Origin of the sequence: Pseudomonas botevensis (assembly GCF_019145475.1) — a bacterium.
In the GTDB taxonomy this organism is placed as follows: Bacteria; Pseudomonadota; Gammaproteobacteria; order Pseudomonadales; family Pseudomonadaceae; genus Aquipseudomonas; species Aquipseudomonas botevensis.
In genome coordinates, this window is record NZ_JAHTKI010000004.1 from 1 (window position 1) to 13,742 (window position 13,742).

General features: G+C 62.5%; 16 protein-coding genes. 7 read left to right on the top strand and 9 right to left on the bottom strand.

Annotated features, from left to right (window positions below; genetic code table 11):
* The 3 genes from KVQ74_RS07120 to KVQ74_RS07130 all read right to left on the bottom strand — a co-directional run.
* Nucleotides 1-209, bottom strand: a 209-nt coding sequence (locus KVQ74_RS07120; protein WP_217830322.1) for a hypothetical protein, incomplete at its 3' end; no start/stop codon positions are given.
* Between the two features lie 16 nt (nt 210-225).
* Entirely contained in the window at nt 226-1,494 is a 1,269-nt protein-coding gene (locus KVQ74_RS07125; protein WP_404822665.1) for an Nramp family divalent metal transporter, read from the bottom strand.
* A 138-nt stretch (nt 1,495-1,632) separates the two neighbouring features.
* On the bottom strand, nt 1,633-2,172 hold the full coding sequence (locus tag KVQ74_RS07130; protein WP_217830324.1) for a chalcone isomerase family protein: 540 nt from the start codon (nt 2,170-2,172) through the stop codon (nt 1,633-1,635).
* A gap of 146 nt (nt 2,173-2,318) precedes the next feature.
* Here KVQ74_RS07130 and KVQ74_RS07135 point away from each other — a divergent pair, with 146 nt between their 5' ends.
* A complete protein-coding gene (locus tag KVQ74_RS07135) occupies nt 2,319-3,095 on the top strand; it encodes a hypothetical protein (protein WP_217830327.1) in 777 nt (258 codons plus the stop codon).
* Between the two features lie 86 nt (nt 3,096-3,181).
* Nucleotides 3,182-3,748, top strand: coding sequence for a DcrB/PsbP domain-containing protein (locus tag KVQ74_RS07140; protein WP_217830329.1), 567 nt, complete (start codon nt 3,182-3,184; stop codon nt 3,746-3,748).
* A 3-nt stretch (nt 3,749-3,751) separates the two neighbouring features.
* Here the strand turns inward: KVQ74_RS07140 and KVQ74_RS07145 are convergent, their stop codons facing one another.
* From KVQ74_RS07145 to KVQ74_RS07160, 4 genes are all read right to left on the bottom strand, one after another.
* The gene (locus tag KVQ74_RS07145; RefSeq protein ID WP_217830341.1) at nt 3,752-4,468 is read right to left on the bottom strand and encodes an alpha/beta hydrolase; all 717 of its coding nucleotides are present in this window, start codon (nt 4,466-4,468) and stop codon (nt 3,752-3,754) included.
* A 181-nt stretch (nt 4,469-4,649) separates the two neighbouring features.
* Nucleotides 4,650-5,762 carry a succinylglutamate desuccinylase/aspartoacylase family protein gene (locus tag KVQ74_RS07150; RefSeq protein WP_217830343.1) on the bottom strand — a complete coding sequence of 371 codons (1,113 nt, stop codon included), beginning with the start codon at nt 5,760-5,762 and terminating at the stop codon, nt 4,650-4,652.
* 192 nt (nt 5,763-5,954) lie between these two features.
* A complete protein-coding gene (locus KVQ74_RS07155) occupies nt 5,955-6,734 on the bottom strand; it encodes an ABC transporter substrate-binding protein (RefSeq protein ID WP_217830345.1) in 780 nt (259 codons plus the stop codon).
* Between the two features lie 240 nt (nt 6,735-6,974).
* Nucleotides 6,975-7,397 carry a rhodanese-like domain-containing protein gene (locus KVQ74_RS07160; protein ID WP_217830348.1) on the bottom strand — a complete coding sequence of 141 codons (423 nt, stop codon included), beginning with the start codon at nt 7,395-7,397 and terminating at the stop codon, nt 6,975-6,977.
* Between the two features lie 103 nt (nt 7,398-7,500).
* On the opposite strand from KVQ74_RS07160, the gene ftrA reads away from it, so the two are divergent.
* Nucleotides 7,501-8,475, top strand: coding sequence for a transcriptional regulator FtrA (gene ftrA, locus KVQ74_RS07165; RefSeq protein WP_217830351.1), 975 nt, complete (start codon nt 7,501-7,503; stop codon nt 8,473-8,475).
* 38 nt (nt 8,476-8,513) lie between these two features.
* Here the strand turns inward: ftrA and cobF are convergent, their stop codons facing one another.
* Nucleotides 8,514-9,269, bottom strand: a complete 756-nt coding sequence (gene cobF / locus KVQ74_RS07170) for a precorrin-6A synthase (deacetylating) (RefSeq protein ID WP_217830354.1) — start codon at nt 9,267-9,269, stop codon at nt 8,514-8,516.
* Nucleotides 9,269-9,838, bottom strand: a complete 570-nt coding sequence (locus KVQ74_RS07175; RefSeq protein ID WP_217830356.1) for a histidine phosphatase family protein — start codon at nt 9,836-9,838, stop codon at nt 9,269-9,271. The genes cobF and KVQ74_RS07175 overlap by 1 nt, the downstream gene beginning before the upstream one ends.
* Nucleotides 9,839-10,159: 321 nt before the next feature.
* On the opposite strand from KVQ74_RS07175, the gene KVQ74_RS07180 reads away from it, so the two are divergent.
* From KVQ74_RS07180 to KVQ74_RS07195, 4 genes are read left to right on the top strand one after another with little or no spacing between them, the layout of a single operon-like run.
* Complete coding sequence (locus KVQ74_RS07180; protein ID WP_217830357.1) at nt 10,160-11,014, top strand: MurR/RpiR family transcriptional regulator; 855 nt, start codon at nt 10,160-10,162, stop codon at nt 11,012-11,014.
* A 2-nt stretch (nt 11,015-11,016) separates the two neighbouring features.
* A complete protein-coding gene (locus KVQ74_RS07185; RefSeq protein ID WP_217830359.1) occupies nt 11,017-11,661 on the top strand; it encodes an isochorismatase family cysteine hydrolase in 645 nt (214 codons plus the stop codon).
* On the top strand, nt 11,658-12,989 hold the full coding sequence (locus KVQ74_RS07190) for a type I glutamate--ammonia ligase (RefSeq protein WP_217830360.1): 1,332 nt from the start codon (nt 11,658-11,660) through the stop codon (nt 12,987-12,989). Before KVQ74_RS07185 ends, KVQ74_RS07190 begins: the two co-directional genes overlap by 4 nt.
* Nucleotides 12,973-13,725, top strand: a complete 753-nt coding sequence (locus KVQ74_RS07195) for an N-formylglutamate amidohydrolase (protein ID WP_217830362.1) — start codon at nt 12,973-12,975, stop codon at nt 13,723-13,725. The genes KVQ74_RS07190 and KVQ74_RS07195 overlap by 17 nt, the downstream gene beginning before the upstream one ends.
* Nucleotides 13,726-13,742: the final 17 nt, after the last annotated feature.

Here is a 13,742-nt window from a genome sequence, read left to right on the forward strand (position 1 = left end):
AGCAAACCGTAGGCGATGCCCCCGGATGAATCCCGGAACGAAGGAACCCCGAGCCTCAGCGAGGGGCCGTACGCCGGGGCAAAGCCTTTTGGGTTACCTTTTTGGCGTTTGAAAAAGGTGACTCGCCGTAAGGGCGAAACCGCCAGCAAAAACACCCGCAGCAACGGATATTCACCCAATCCCAATCCCAATCCCAATCCCAATCCCAATCCCAATCCCCAACCCTCACCCCATCAACTGCAAAATCAACCACCCATTAGCCCCACTGATCACCCCGAACAACCCCCAGGCCAAAACCCGCGTCGGCAACCGATTCACAAAACCACCCATCAACCGCCGGTCATTGGTCATCCGGATCAACGGATAAAGCGCAAACGGCAACTGCAGACTCAACACCACCTGACTCAACACCAACAACTTGCCCACCGCCCCATCGCCCATCAGCCAAACGCCAATGAACGCCGGGATCAGCGCCAGCCCGCGCGTAATCAGACGCCGCTGCCAGCAAGGAATCCGCAGATTGAGATAGCCCTCCATGATCACCTGCCCGGCAATCGTCCCGGTAAAGGTCGAACTCTGCCCCGACGCCAGCAACGCCACGCCAAACAACACACTCGCCAGCGCCCCGCCCACCAGCGGGTCGAGCAAGTGATACGCGTCCTGAATATCCACCACATCGGTATGCCCGGACTGATGAAACGCTGCCGCCGCCAGAATCAGGATCGCCGCGTTGACCAGCAACGCCAGCGCCAGCGAACCGATAGTGTCGATGCGCGCCAGTTTCACCGCGTCCTGCTTGCTCGGCAGATCCTTGCCGATCAGCCGGGTCTGCACGATCGAAGTGTGCAGGTACAGGTTGTGCGGCATCACCGTGGCGCCAAGGATGCCGATGGCCAGGTACAGCGGCGCGGCATCGCTGATGGCCGACAGCGAAGGTTTGAAGCCCTGGGCGACGTCCGGCCAGAACGGTTTGATCAACAGCAGCTCGACGAAGAAACAGGCGCCAATGGTGGCAACCAGCACCAGCATGATCGCCTCCAGCCGCCGAAAACCACGGTTCTGCAAGGCCAGCACCAGCAAGGTGTCGAACGCGGTCAGGGCGATGCCGAAGGTCAGCGAACAGCCCAATAACAAGTGAAACGCCAGGGCGCAACCGAGCACTTCGGCCAGGTCGGTGGCGATGATCGAGATCTCCGCCAGCACCCATTGCAGGCGTGCGGTCGGCGTGCTGTAGCGCTCGCGGCACAGTTGCGCCAGATCGCGCCCGGTGGCGATGCCCAGGCGCGAGCACAGGCATTGCACGACCATCCCCGCCAGACTCGCCAGCAACACCACGAACAACAGGCTGTAACCGAAGCGCGAACCGGCCTCGATGGCTGTCGCCCAATTGCCCGGGTCCATGTAGCCGATCGACACCAGCAAACCGGGGCCGGCAAAGCGCAGCACGCGCTTGAAGAACGAGGCGTTGGGATCAACCGGGACACTGCCGGCCACTTCCGGCGGACAGAACGGCGCCGTGGCGATTTTGGGCAAACTGAATTTCACGCACACATCCAGAAACAAGTCGAAAGACGCAGCTTAGACGTTTCGACTTGTGTCGTGTAGCGCGCACCTGCATCGCAACGATTGCGGCTAAGGTCGACCGCCACCCAGCAACTGCTGACGCAACTGCGGACTGCGCGTACGCGGGTCAAACCAGATATCGAAAAACGCGCGGGCAAACAGCGGATCATCAATTTCATGCTGCAATTGCTGCCCGACGAAAAACCGCGCGCCCCGGCCCGGCAGATAAACGCCGGTGATTCGCGTGCCGGCCTGCACATCGACAAACGACTGTTGCATCTGCGTTTGCCACCCGGCCAATTGCGCAGGGCTGACAGTGGCACCCGCCAGACGCTTGATTTCATCGACGCTGGCCTTGACCAGATCGTCCCGGGAAATGGTGCGCCGATAAATCAGTTCCAGCGCGAACGGCTGGCCCTCCGCCAAGGGCCGCGCGGAACTCCAAAGGCGAGCGTTGTAAACATCGAACCCGAACACACTGAAGTCACCGCTGCCGATGATTTGCGCACCGGGCAACGCGTCCTGCCAACTCGCCCAGGTCGGCGTCAGCAACAAGGCCCACAAGCCGATTCCGCAACATCCACGAAACACCCTCGGCGCCCTGTTCATTGCGTATCGACTCCGGGAAACCCTGATAGTCAGAGCATAGTCGGCGATTGCACCGGGCACTTTGTATACAAAAATTGCAGACACATGCAGCAATCGGTTATCAGCAGTGCTACCGTGACCGCCTCTCACACCACGGAGACTCCCGCGTGCTGATCCTCAAGTTGCTGCTGATTCCCGGTTTTCTGCTGCTGATTTCCCTGGCGGGAAAACGCTGGGGGCCGAGTGTCGCCGGGTGGCTGTCGGGGTTGCCGGTGGTGGTCGGGCCGATTCTGTTTTTTCTCGCCATCGAGCAAGGCCCGACATTTGCCGCGCAATCGGCAGTGGCCGCGCTTTCGGCCATGTTTGCGATGATCGCGTTCTGCATCACCTACGCGCAGGTGGCGCAACGGGCGAACTGGCCGTGGGCGTTGATGATTTCGCTGACGGTGTGGGCCGTGATCGCGCTGGTGTTGTCGCTGATTCCGGCGTCGCTGCCCTTTTCGGTCGCTGCAGCGGCGACGGCGTTACTCGCCGCGCCTCATCTGTTTCCCAACGTGCAACCGGTGATCGGCGGCCCGGCGCCGAAGTCGGACAGGCTGATCTGGCGGATGATCGCCGGCGCAGCGTTGACCCTGGTGGTGACAATGCTCGCCAGCACCGTCGGCGAACGCTGGAGCGGTCTGCTCGCGGTGTTCCCGGTGCTCGGCAGCGTGATGGCGGTGTTCTCCCAGCAGACTCGCGGCCCGGCCTTCACCGCCGCCTTGCTGCGGGCGACGGCCATCGGGATGTACTCGTTTTCCGCGTTCTGCCTGGTGACGGCGCTGACCTTGCCAAGCCTGGGCCTCGGCGGGTTTGCCGTTGGCGTGGCGGTGTCCGTGGCGATGCTGGGCGTCACCCGGCAGTTGCTCGCCCGCCCGGCCCCGAAACAGAGCCTGCCTCAGTAAAAGCTGACAGACGAATCGCGCTGGAGTGTCAGACATGCTCCGTGGGATGATCGCCGCCCAAGCGCGATCACCCTTCGGAGTTTCAAATGTCATTGCTGTCCAAGAAAGCCGTCGTCCTGTTGCTGGCGGCGGTTGCCGGTTTCGGCGCCATCAACGCCCAGGCGGCCAAGGCCAAGGAAAAAGCCGTCGCCGCCAGCGTATCGATGCTCGGCGGCAAATTCATCTTCACCCTGCCCAAAGGCTTTATCGGCGACCCGATCCCTCCGGGACCGACCGGTGCCAACGGCAACATGTACACCAACCAGACGACAAAAACCGTGGTGATCGCCGCCGAGAACGATCTGCCGGGCCAACCCAACCTCAAGGACAACGACAGCGCATTCCTCGATGACACCGTCGACTCGTTCGTCAAGGAGCAACGCAAGGGCCTGTCGGACTTCAACAAGCTCAGCGAAAAGAGCCTGACCCTGAAAAACTCCGGGCTGGGTGTGCGTCAGGTCGACAGCACCGTGACCCAGGGCGGCGGTTTGACCCTCACCACCACGCTGATGGCCGGCTCGGGCAACCGCATGGCGATCGTGCAGATCATCTCGCGCCCGACCGACACCAAGGGTCACGACGAATTGGTCAACCGGATCGTTTCCGGTCAGTGACCGTCAGGGATTGAGCGTCTGCAACCAGCCGTTCAAATCCCGCAATTCGGCCGCGCTGATGCTGTGGCCGACACCCGGATAGGCATGGAACTGCGGCTGGTAGGCCAGGCGTTGCAACAGCGCATCGGCCTCGGTGCCGCCGCTGTAAGGCACGCGGTCGTCGGCGGTGCCATGGCCGATGAAGATCGCCAGCGACGCCGGTGGCGGATCGGTCTTCAGCTCATTCTTGAGTACCGGCAACACACGCCCGCTCAACGCGGCGATGCCCCCGACCGCCGCCGGCTGCCGCAACCCCACCTCGTACGTCATCATCGCGCCCTGGCTGAAGCCGATCAGGTACACCTTGTCCGGCCGGGCGTGATACTTCTGCGCCGCTGCCGCGATGAATGCCCGCAGTTTCTGGCTGCTGGCCTTCAGATCATCGCTCTCGCCGTTGTAGGCACCGTCGCCCTTCTTGCGAAACCACTGGAAACGCCCTTCGCCCAGCGCCATCGGAGCCTGCACCGACAGGTAGTTGTACTGCGGGGGCAGCTGAAATTTCATACCGATCAGATCGGCTTCGTTACTGCCGTAGCCGTGCAGGAAAATCACCAGCGGCCGCCACTCGGTATCAGGATGAACCTGTGCCAGGTAGTTGAGCGGCAGATCGCTTTGCAGCGAGGTTTGAGCCTGGACGGCGCTGGACGCCAGGAGGGTCAGCAGAGCAAACACCTTCAACATAAGCCTTCCTTCACAGAGGTGCAGGGTTCGGGGCAGAGCCTAACACTGTGAGGACAGGATCCAAATGTGGCGGTGTCGCTGATACCCCTTCGCCGGCAAGTCCGGCTCCCACAAGGCGGTGTCCACACATGTTGTGTTCCGCCGAAAATCTGTGGCAGCCGATCAATCCAGCGAAGCCCCGTCAGTCGTTGATCAGCTTGCCCACCCGGATCGGCTCGCGCCCGGCCACTTTCGCCTGCCAGATCCCCGGCTGGGTGTAGCGCCCGCGATCGATGGCAAACAGCACTCCGCTGGTGCCGGCGCGCACGGTGGTCACCCGGTCGTTCAACGGATCGACCACTTCAAACAGGGCATCGCCCTTCTCCACCCATTCCCCGGCATCACGCAGGAAACTCACCACGCCATGGTGCGGCGCGAACAGATACTCGGTGCCTTCGAACGGCATGCCTTCGCAGCATTCGCCCGGTGCCGCCGGCCATTCACCGCTGATGAAACCCTGCTCGGCCAGGAAGCCCAGAATCGCTTCGCAATTGGCCTGGGCCTGATCGACACGGGTGTCACCCATGCTGCCCAGCTCAAGCGTGGTCGCCAGGTTGGCCGCCGGGATTGCCGCGTTCGGGAACGCCCGCGCCAGCCGCAGCCACGGCGACGAACACGACTCGTCGAACGAACTGCCGCCGGAGTCCTCGCACAGCAGCGCCACGCCAGCCTTCAGGCGTGCGGCCAGGGATTGCCACTGTGGCCAGTGTTGCGGCAGTGCATAAATATGAATCGCCGCGTCGAAATCGCAATGCAGATCCAGCGTGATGTCGGCATCGCAGGCGTGACGCAGCAACAAACGATGCAGCGCTTCCAGTTGCGAGGCCGGTGCCGGCAGGTCGTCGAGCACCTGGCCCATGGTCTGGCGAATCAGGACGATGTTGGCCTCGGCATCGCTGCCCAGACGCTCACCGATCAACGCCGCAACCGGAGCACTGAGTTCAACGAAGGCACGGTTGAAATTCTTGCCGCTGCCCAGCTCGAAACGGCCCATGTGGCTGCCCTGCAAATGCTGGTCGAGGCCAATCGGGTTGGCCACCGGCACCAGTTCGATTACCCCTTGCAGACGGCCCTGCTGTTCGAGTTCGGCAAGGCGTTTTTTCAGCTCCCAGGCGGTGCGCATCCCCGGCAGTTCGTCGGCGTGCAGGCTGGCCTGGATGTAAACCTTGCGCGGGCCGGCGCCGTAACGGAACACGCTGAGGGAGCGTTCGCTGCCCAGGTGGCTCCACGGCAGAAGATGATCGATGCGTTGCATGGGCGTTCTCCAGAATGCTTGAACGGCGAAAATCACCTGTGGGAGCGGGCTTGCTCGCGAATGAGATTTGACGGTCAACAAAGAGGTTGAATGTCTGACCGCATTCGCTGGCAAGCCCGCTTCCACAGGTATTTCGTCTGGATGAAAAAAGTGGTCGCCCTCGGCGGGCGACCACTTATTTTTTACGGCGTATCAATGGCCGTAAACATCAAAATCGAAATACTTGTCCTGCACGGCCTTGTACTTGCCGTTGGCGCGAATTTCGCCGATGGCGGTGTTGAATTTGTCCGCCAGCTCCTTGTCGCCCTTGCGCACGGCGATACCGGCGCCGCCGCCGAAGTACTTGGCGTCTTCGTAGGTCGGGCCGACGAATTCGAAGCCTTTGCCGGCGTCGGTTTTCAGGAAACCGTCGCTCAGGTTGACCGAGTCGGCCAGCATCGCGTCGATACGCCCGGCCACCATGTCCAGGTTGGCTTCCTGTTGCGAGCCGTAACGCACCAGGTCGATCCCGGCCGGGACCAGCACTTCGGTGGCGTAGCGGTCATGGGTACTGGCACGCAGCACGCCGACTTTCTTGCCCTTGAGTTCGGTCAGCGGGTCTTTGACGCCCGAGCCTTCCTTCATCACGAAGCGCGCCGGGGTGTGGTAGTACTTGATGGTGAAGTCGACGTTTTTCTTGCGGTCGTCAGTGATGGTCATGGACGACAGGATCGCGTCGATCTTCTTCACTTTCAGCGCCGGGATCAGGCCGTCGAACTCCTGCTCGACCCAGGTGCATTTGACTTTCATCTGCTCACACAGCGCATCGCCGATGTCCACGTCGAAACCGGTCAGTTTGCCGTCAGGGGTTTTCATCGAGAATGGCGGGTAACCCGCTTCGATACCGATGCGGATCGGCTTGGCGTCTTCGGCCACGGCCGTCAGGGACAACATCGACAGTGCCAGGGCACCGAACATAACCAGCTTTTTCATTTATTACTCCCGTGTGCGGAGGCTTTTATTGGCAGCTTTGGATTCAGCGTCCGGTCATGGCTTTTTCAAAGCAAAAACCGAAGTGGCCGGAGTCTATGGCGGCGCGCACGGGGCAAATTGTTTTTAAGCGACAAATACTTATAGAAAATCGGCGCACCTTTCAGCATCGGAAAAGAGTGCGCCATGTCGGTGCGAAAGCTGTAGGACAAGACCTGCAAGCGATCACATTGGCTGCCGGTTTCAGCAGGCGCAACTGATCGCAGTCGTCACCGGCACGCTCAATGTGAAGCCCTCATCCAGCCACCCGGTCACGCCGCCGATCATCTCCTTGACCGGATACCCCAGCGCCGCCAGTTTCACCGCTGCCTTGTTGGCGCCGTTGCAATGGGGGCCGGCGCAATAGACCACGAACAGCGTGGTTTTCGGGTATGCCGCCAGCGTCTCGGCATTCAGCAGACGCCCCGGCAGGTTGATCGCCCCCGGTACGTGTCCGCGCTCGAAGGCCTGTGGCCCGCGTACATCCAGCAGCACAAAATCCAGTTCACCCGCCTCCTGGCTGCTGAAGACGTCGGAACAATCGGTTTCGAAAGTCAGACGGTTGCTGAAATGCATCAGGGCAATGGCGGAGGGGGCAGCAGGAATTTCGCGAACCAGGCTGGTCATGGGGGTGTTGCTCCTACGTCTGTGTGGGTGTGAACAGACTTTATCGAGCTGCCGCTTGCCGCTACAGTGGCGCACAAGACACTCACCGGGAATTTTCCGCCAAATGCCTGCCTCCCCTGGATTGGTCGCGATCCTGGCCTACGATGGCCTCTGCACCTTCGAATTCGGCATCGCCGTGGAGGTCTTCGGCCTCGCTCGACCAGAGTTCGATTTCCCTTGGTACACGCATCGTATCGCGGCGGTCGATCAAGGCCCGATGCGCGCCATGGGCGGGATTCAAGTGCTGGCCGACGGTGGTCTGGAATTGCTGGCCGAGGCGCGCACCGTCATCATTCCCGGCTGGCGCGACCGCAGCGCCCCGGTGCCGGAACCGTTGCTCGATGCATTGCGCCAGGCCCATGCACGCGGCGCACGCCTGCTGTCGATCTGCTCCGGGGTGTTTGTACTGGCGGCCAGCGGCTTGCTCAACGGGCACGGCGCCACCACCCATTGGCGCTACGCGGCGGAACTGGCCGAGCGGTTTCCAGAGATTGCGGTGGACCCGGATGTGCTCTATGTCGACGCCGGGCAGTTGATTACGTCGGCGGGCAGCGCGGCCGGGATCGACGCCTGCCTGCATCTGGTGGCGCGGGATTTCGGCACGCAGATCGCCAACGCGGTGGCGCGGCGGCTGGTGATGTCGCCGCAGCGCACCGGCGGCCAGGCGCAATTCATTCCCACCCCGGTCAGCCCGACACCGCGCAGCGATCTGTCGCGGGTCATGCAATGGGCCCGCGAGCGTTTACATGAGCCACTGGAAGTGCGCGACCTGGCCAGTGAAGCCGCGATGAGCGAGCGAACCTTTTTACGAAGATTCACCGAGGCCAGCGGCCAGTCGCCCAAGACCTGGCTGCAGCACGAGCGCCTGGCCCGCGCACGGGAACTGCTCGAAAGCAGCCCGCACAACACCGAGCAGATCGCCCTGCGCTGTGGTTACCGTTCAGTGGAAAGTTTTCGCGTGGCGTTTCGCAGCGTGGTCGGCGTGCCGCCCTCGGTGTATCGGGAGCGGTTCGGGCGCGAGGCCAGGGTGATTTCCTGAGGTGTCCGCGAAGAGGCAGGCTCGATCAACCCCCTGCCTCAAGGCTTGCGCAACAGATAGGTATCCATGATCCACCCATGCGCCAGCCGGGCCGCCTTGCGCACCCGCTCGATCTCATCGGCGACCTCGCCCAGCTTGCCGCTGATCAGGATCTCATCCGGCGTCCCGAGGTAGGCGCCCCAGTAAATCTCGGTCTCCGGGTCCGCCACATGATGGTAGGAATCTTCGGCATCGAGCATCACCACCAGGCTGTCCGTGCCACTCACCTGCCCCGCCGCCAGACGCCGGCCGGTGGTGATTTCAATCGAACGCCCGATGGTGTTCAGCGGCACCTTGTGCTGCGCCGCCAGGGCTTGAACGCTGGTGATGCCGGGGATCACCTCGAACTCGAACTGACAGTGCCCGTCCGCCAGAATCGCTTGCAGGATGCGAACGGTGCTGTCGTACAACGCCGGATCGCCCCACACCAGAAAACCGCCGCACTGGCCGTCAGCCAACTCGTCATCGATCAGGCGTTCGAAGGTCTGCTGCTTGGCGCGGTTCAGATCATCGACGCTGGTGGTGTAGTCCACTTCACCACGCTCGCGCTCCGGGCTGTGGGCTTCGGCGAAACGATAAGGGTGATCGGTGATGTAGCGCTCGCAGATGTCCCGGCGCAGGTCGATCAACTTGTCTTTGCTCTGGCCCTTGTCCATCAGGAAAAACACGTCCACCCGATTCAGCGCCTTCACCGCCTGCATCGTGATGTAGTCCGGGTTGCCGGCGCCAATGCCGATGACCAGCAATCGCTTCATTAAAGAACTCCTTCAGGTTCGATCGCACACAAGCGTAGCCGCCAGCGCCCGGCGAAACGCAACTCGACCGCCGCCAGCGGCTCGACATCGATACTGTGCAACGCCTGCCCTTGCATCACCTGCATCAGCGCCGCGCGAATGAAAAACGGATGGGTGACCGCCACGACATGACCCGGCGTGTTTTGCAGGGAAGCCAGCCACGCGGCCACGCGCTCGCCCAGTTGTGCCACGGATTCACCGCCGTGGGGCGCTGCATGAGGATCGTCGAGCCAGGCCTGCAACGCCTCGGGTTCGTCCCGTTGCAGCGCCTTGATCGATTGGCCCTGCCAGCGGCCCCAATCGCAATCGCGCAGGGCCGGATCAATCTGCGCATCGCGGCCAAACCACTCGGCGGTCTGCCGGGTACGCAATTCCGGGCCACAAATCAGACGGCGCGGCGCGATGAATCGGGCGCTCAGGGACGCGGACGCCAGCCCGGTCTCTTCAACGGGTTCGTTCGTAGGAAAACACGCCAGTTTTTGTGCGACGGTTCTGGCATGGCAAATCAATGTCAAACGCGTGGCCTGCACGGTCAATCACTCGCTAGGAAAGCCATCAAAGTTATCGGCAAAATGCCAATGTGGCGGCAATTGTGCCGGAAACAGCCGGGTTGCAGGCAGTCGGTGATAGTGGCTATGCCGCAATCCGGCGGCAATGTCTGACACCGTTATGGGCAATGGACTACAAACCCTGTCGGCATCCGTGTAGCCCCCGTTACACGGGCGTCTCGCTCCATATTGGGGCGTTCATTCAACCGTCAAAAATTCACTAGACATGTAACGTAAATTACATAAATACTGTTTTAACGGATTGTGAAGCGAATTCTACATACCCATCCAGCAGGAGCCCGGATGCCCCCTCTCAGAGACCTGATCACCGATCCCGGCCTGGATCTTACGCCGTCGGAGCGCAAAGTCGTTCGCGCCTTGCTCGATCAGTATCCACGCAATGGCCTTGGTCCTATGGCACGCCTGGCGGAACACGCCGGCGTCAGCGATCCGACCATCGTGCGCCTGGTGAAAAAGCTGGGCTTCGGCGGTTATGCCGAGTTCCAGGACGCCCTTCTCAGTGACATGGATCATCGCCTGCGCTCGCCGCGCACCCTGTTGCAGCCCCGCTCGCACCAGAACAACGACGACGCCTGGAGTCATTATCTGGCGGACAGTCATCGTCTGCTGGTCGAAACCCAGGCACTGACCCAACCGGAAGATGTGCGGATCCTTGCCGACTGGCTGCTCGACGCCCGGCATCAGGTGTACTGCTTTGGCGGGCGTTTCAGCAGCCTGCTGTCGACTTACCTGCTCAATCACCTGCGCCTGCTGCGCCCCGGCTGCTTCACCCTGGAAGACAACGCGCAACTGCCGGACCGGCTGTTCGACCTGCAACGCCAAGACGTAGTGCTGGTGTTCGACTATCGCCGCTACCAGAGCCAGGCCCTGCGCGTAGCCAGCGCGGCGAAGAACAGCAACGCACGGGTGGTGCTGTTTACCGACATCTATGCCTCGCCGCTGCGTGAGCTGGCGGACCTGATCATCAGCGCCCCGGTGGAATGGGCCTCACCGTTCGACACTTTGGTGCCGGCAATGGCGCAGATTGAGGCGCTGATCGCCTGCCTGGCGCTGCGCAACCCCGATCTGGCCGATCGCCTGGAAGGCATCGATGCCCTGCGCAACGACTTCGACACCCACTTGCTGGAGGATAAATAAGGATGTTCAGCCTTCCCCACCGCTCGCCGCGGGATCTGCCGTTTGTCACCGGCCACACCGCGTTGCTGCTGGTGGACATGCAGCGCGCCTGGCTCGAACCGCAGTTCGACGCGCATCTCGAAGGCCCGCAGGCGACGTACTTCCTGAACCGTGCCCGCACGCAAGTGGTGCCCAATCAACGCCGGCTGCTCGAGGCCTTTCGCCAGGCACGGCAGAATGTGCTGCACACGATCATCGAAAGCCTGACCGCCGACGGTCGCGACCGCTCCCTCGATCACAAGCTGTCGGACATGCACCTGCCCAAGGGCAGCCCGCAGGCCCAGGTGATTGCCGAGCTGACCCCGGTGGAGAACGAAATCATCCTGCCCAAGACCTCGTCCGGGGTCTTCAACTCGACCAACATCGACTACGTGCTGCGCAACCTTGAAACCCGCCACCTGATCATTGCCGGCATCGTCACCGATCAGTGCGTCGACATGGCCGTGCGCGATGCCGCCGACCGTGGCTACCTGGTCACGCTGGTCGCCGACGCCTGCGCCACTTACACCGCCGAACGGCACGACGCCTGCCTCAACGCGATCAAGGGCTATTGCTGGATCACCGACACCGACACCGTGCTCGGTCGCCTGCGGGAGATGCAGCCATGAGCGAACGCCTGTCACCGCTGCCGATGACCACCATCGTCACCACTGACCTGATCGGCATCACCCGGGGCCGCTCGTTTCCCACCGACGAGCTGGAGCACTATCAGGCCGCCGGTTGCGGCTGGGTGCCGGCCAACAGCGCGCTGACGCCGCAGGACATCATTGCCTCGAGCAACCCGTGGGGCGCCTATGGCGACTTGCGGCTGATTCCCGACCTGTCGAGCCGCGTCACCGTCGGCAATGGCCCGGATCCGCAGGCCCCGGCGCTGGACTTCATCCACGGCGACATCCGCGAGACCGATGGCCGCGCATGGGCGGCCTGCCCGCGCACGCTGTTGCGCGATGAAGTCGAGCGTTATCGCGATGAACTCGGCTTGCAGGTCAACGCGGCGTTCGAACACGAATTCAATCTGCATGCAGGTTTTGCCGAGCATCTGGCGTTCTCCCTCGAGGCCCAGCGCCAGGGCGCCGAATTCGGTGGCTGGCTGCTCAGCGCGCTGCGCGCCGGTGGTGTCGAGCCGGAAATGTTCCTGCCCGAATACGGCAAGCATCAATACGAAATCACCTGCCGGCCGACCCTCGGCGTGGCGGCGGCGGATCGCGCGGTGAACGTGCGCGAGATCACCCGCGAGATTGCCCGGCAGATGGGCCTGGACCTGAGTTTCGCCCCGAAGACCGCCGCCGATGCGGTGTGCAATGGCGTACACCTGCACGTCAGTCTGCTCGATCTGGGCGGTCAGCCGATGCTCTATGACGCCGGCACCAGCAACGGCCTGTCGACCCTCGGCCAGCACTGGGCGGCGGGCGTGCTGCATTACTTGCCGGCGCTGTGTGCGTTGACCGCGCCGACACCCGTGTCCTACGAACGTTTGCAACCGCATCACTGGAGCGCGTCCTATGCCTGCCTCGGCCAACAGAACCGCGAGGCGGCGCTGCGCATCTGCCCGACCGTGAGCCTGAGCAGCAAATCCGTGGCGGCGCAGTACAACCTCGAATTCCGCGCCATGGACGCCACCGCCTCGCCACACGTGGCGATGGCCGCGCTGCTGATCGCCGGACGCCTGGGCATCGAACAGCGCCTGGCACTGAATGCGATCACCGATGACATTCCCGATTCACTCAACGACGAGCAACGCAAGGCCCGGGGCATCGTTGCCCTGCCCGCCTCCCTGGCTCAGGCACTGGATTGCCTGCGCCGCAGCGAAGCGCTGATCGAAGCGCTGCCGAGCGCGCTGCTCGAAACCTTTTTCGCCCTTAAAACCGAGGAACTGGCGCTGACGGAACAGCTCTCGCCCGCTGACTTGTGTGAGCACTATGCACGCCTGTACTGAATCCGCCGAGCTGGGGCTGTACACCCGGCCGGTCTACAACCTGAGTCGCGAAGACTCGACGCATCCGCTGATCCTGGTGTGCGAACACGCCAGCCGCTACATCCCCGCCGCCCTGAACAACCTGGGCCTGGATGACGCCGCTGCGCGCGAGCACATCGCCTGGGACATCGGAGCGCTGGAGCTGGCCGGGCAATTGTCCGAAAGCCTCGGTGCAACATTGCTCAGCGCCAATTATTCGCGGCTGCTGATCGACCTCAACCGCCCACGGCATGCCCCCGACAGCATCCCGGCGCAGAGCGAGATCTATCAGGTTCCGGGCAACCGCGATCTGGACGAAGTGACCCGCGAATACCGTCGCCAGTGCCTGTTCAAGCCGTTTCACGCACGCCTGCAGCAATTGATCGATGAACGCCTGGCCCGGGGCTTGCCGGTGCGGGTGGTGGGGATTCACAGTTTCACCCCGGTGTATTACGGCCAGCCGCGCGATCTGGAAGTGGGCGTGCTGTTCGGTCAGGCGCAGGATTACGCCCGACGCCTGCTCGACGGCCTCGAACGACACCCGTTGAAAGTCGCTGGCAACCAGCCGTACCGGATTGACCCGCTGGGCGACATGACCGTACCGGTACACGGCGATGCACGAGGCCTGGAATCGGTGCTGATCGAGGTCCGCAACGATCTGCTGCGCAACCCCGAAGCGGTGTCACGCTGGGCCGGATACCTTGCTCCACTGCTGTAAAGACTGTTTTGAAAGAC

What these genes read in the sequence shown, in the direction of transcription:
- KVQ74_RS07185 (WP_217830359.1), top strand. Translation starts at nt 11,017, where the DNA reads ATGTTCAGCCTTCCCCACCGCTCGCCGCGGGATCTGCCGTTTGTCACC.
- KVQ74_RS07190 (WP_217830360.1), top strand. Translation starts at nt 11,658, where the DNA reads ATGAGCGAACGCCTGTCACCGCTGCCGATGACCACCATCGTCACCACT.
- KVQ74_RS07140 (WP_217830329.1), top strand. Translation starts at nt 3,182, where the DNA reads ATGTCATTGCTGTCCAAGAAAGCCGTCGTCCTGTTGCTGGCGGCGGTT.
- KVQ74_RS07180 (WP_217830357.1), top strand. Translation starts at nt 10,160, where the DNA reads ATGCCCCCTCTCAGAGACCTGATCACCGATCCCGGCCTGGATCTTACG.
- cobF (WP_217830354.1), bottom strand. Translation starts at nt 9,269, where the DNA reads ATGAAGCGATTGCTGGTCATCGGCATTGGCGCCGGCAACCCGGACTAC.
- ftrA (WP_217830351.1), top strand. Translation starts at nt 7,501, where the DNA reads ATGCCTGCCTCCCCTGGATTGGTCGCGATCCTGGCCTACGATGGCCTC.
- KVQ74_RS07130 (WP_217830324.1), bottom strand. Translation starts at nt 2,172, where the DNA reads ATGAACAGGGCGCCGAGGGTGTTTCGTGGATGTTGCGGAATCGGCTTG.
- KVQ74_RS07145 (WP_217830341.1), bottom strand. Translation starts at nt 4,468, where the DNA reads ATGTTGAAGGTGTTTGCTCTGCTGACCCTCCTGGCGTCCAGCGCCGTC.
- KVQ74_RS07150 (WP_217830343.1), bottom strand. Translation starts at nt 5,762, where the DNA reads ATGCAACGCATCGATCATCTTCTGCCGTGGAGCCACCTGGGCAGCGAA.
- KVQ74_RS07155 (WP_217830345.1), bottom strand. Translation starts at nt 6,734, where the DNA reads ATGAAAAAGCTGGTTATGTTCGGTGCCCTGGCACTGTCGATGTTGTCC.
- KVQ74_RS07195 (WP_217830362.1), top strand. Translation starts at nt 12,973, where the DNA reads ATGCACGCCTGTACTGAATCCGCCGAGCTGGGGCTGTACACCCGGCCG.
- KVQ74_RS07160 (WP_217830348.1), bottom strand. Translation starts at nt 7,397, where the DNA reads ATGACCAGCCTGGTTCGCGAAATTCCTGCTGCCCCCTCCGCCATTGCC.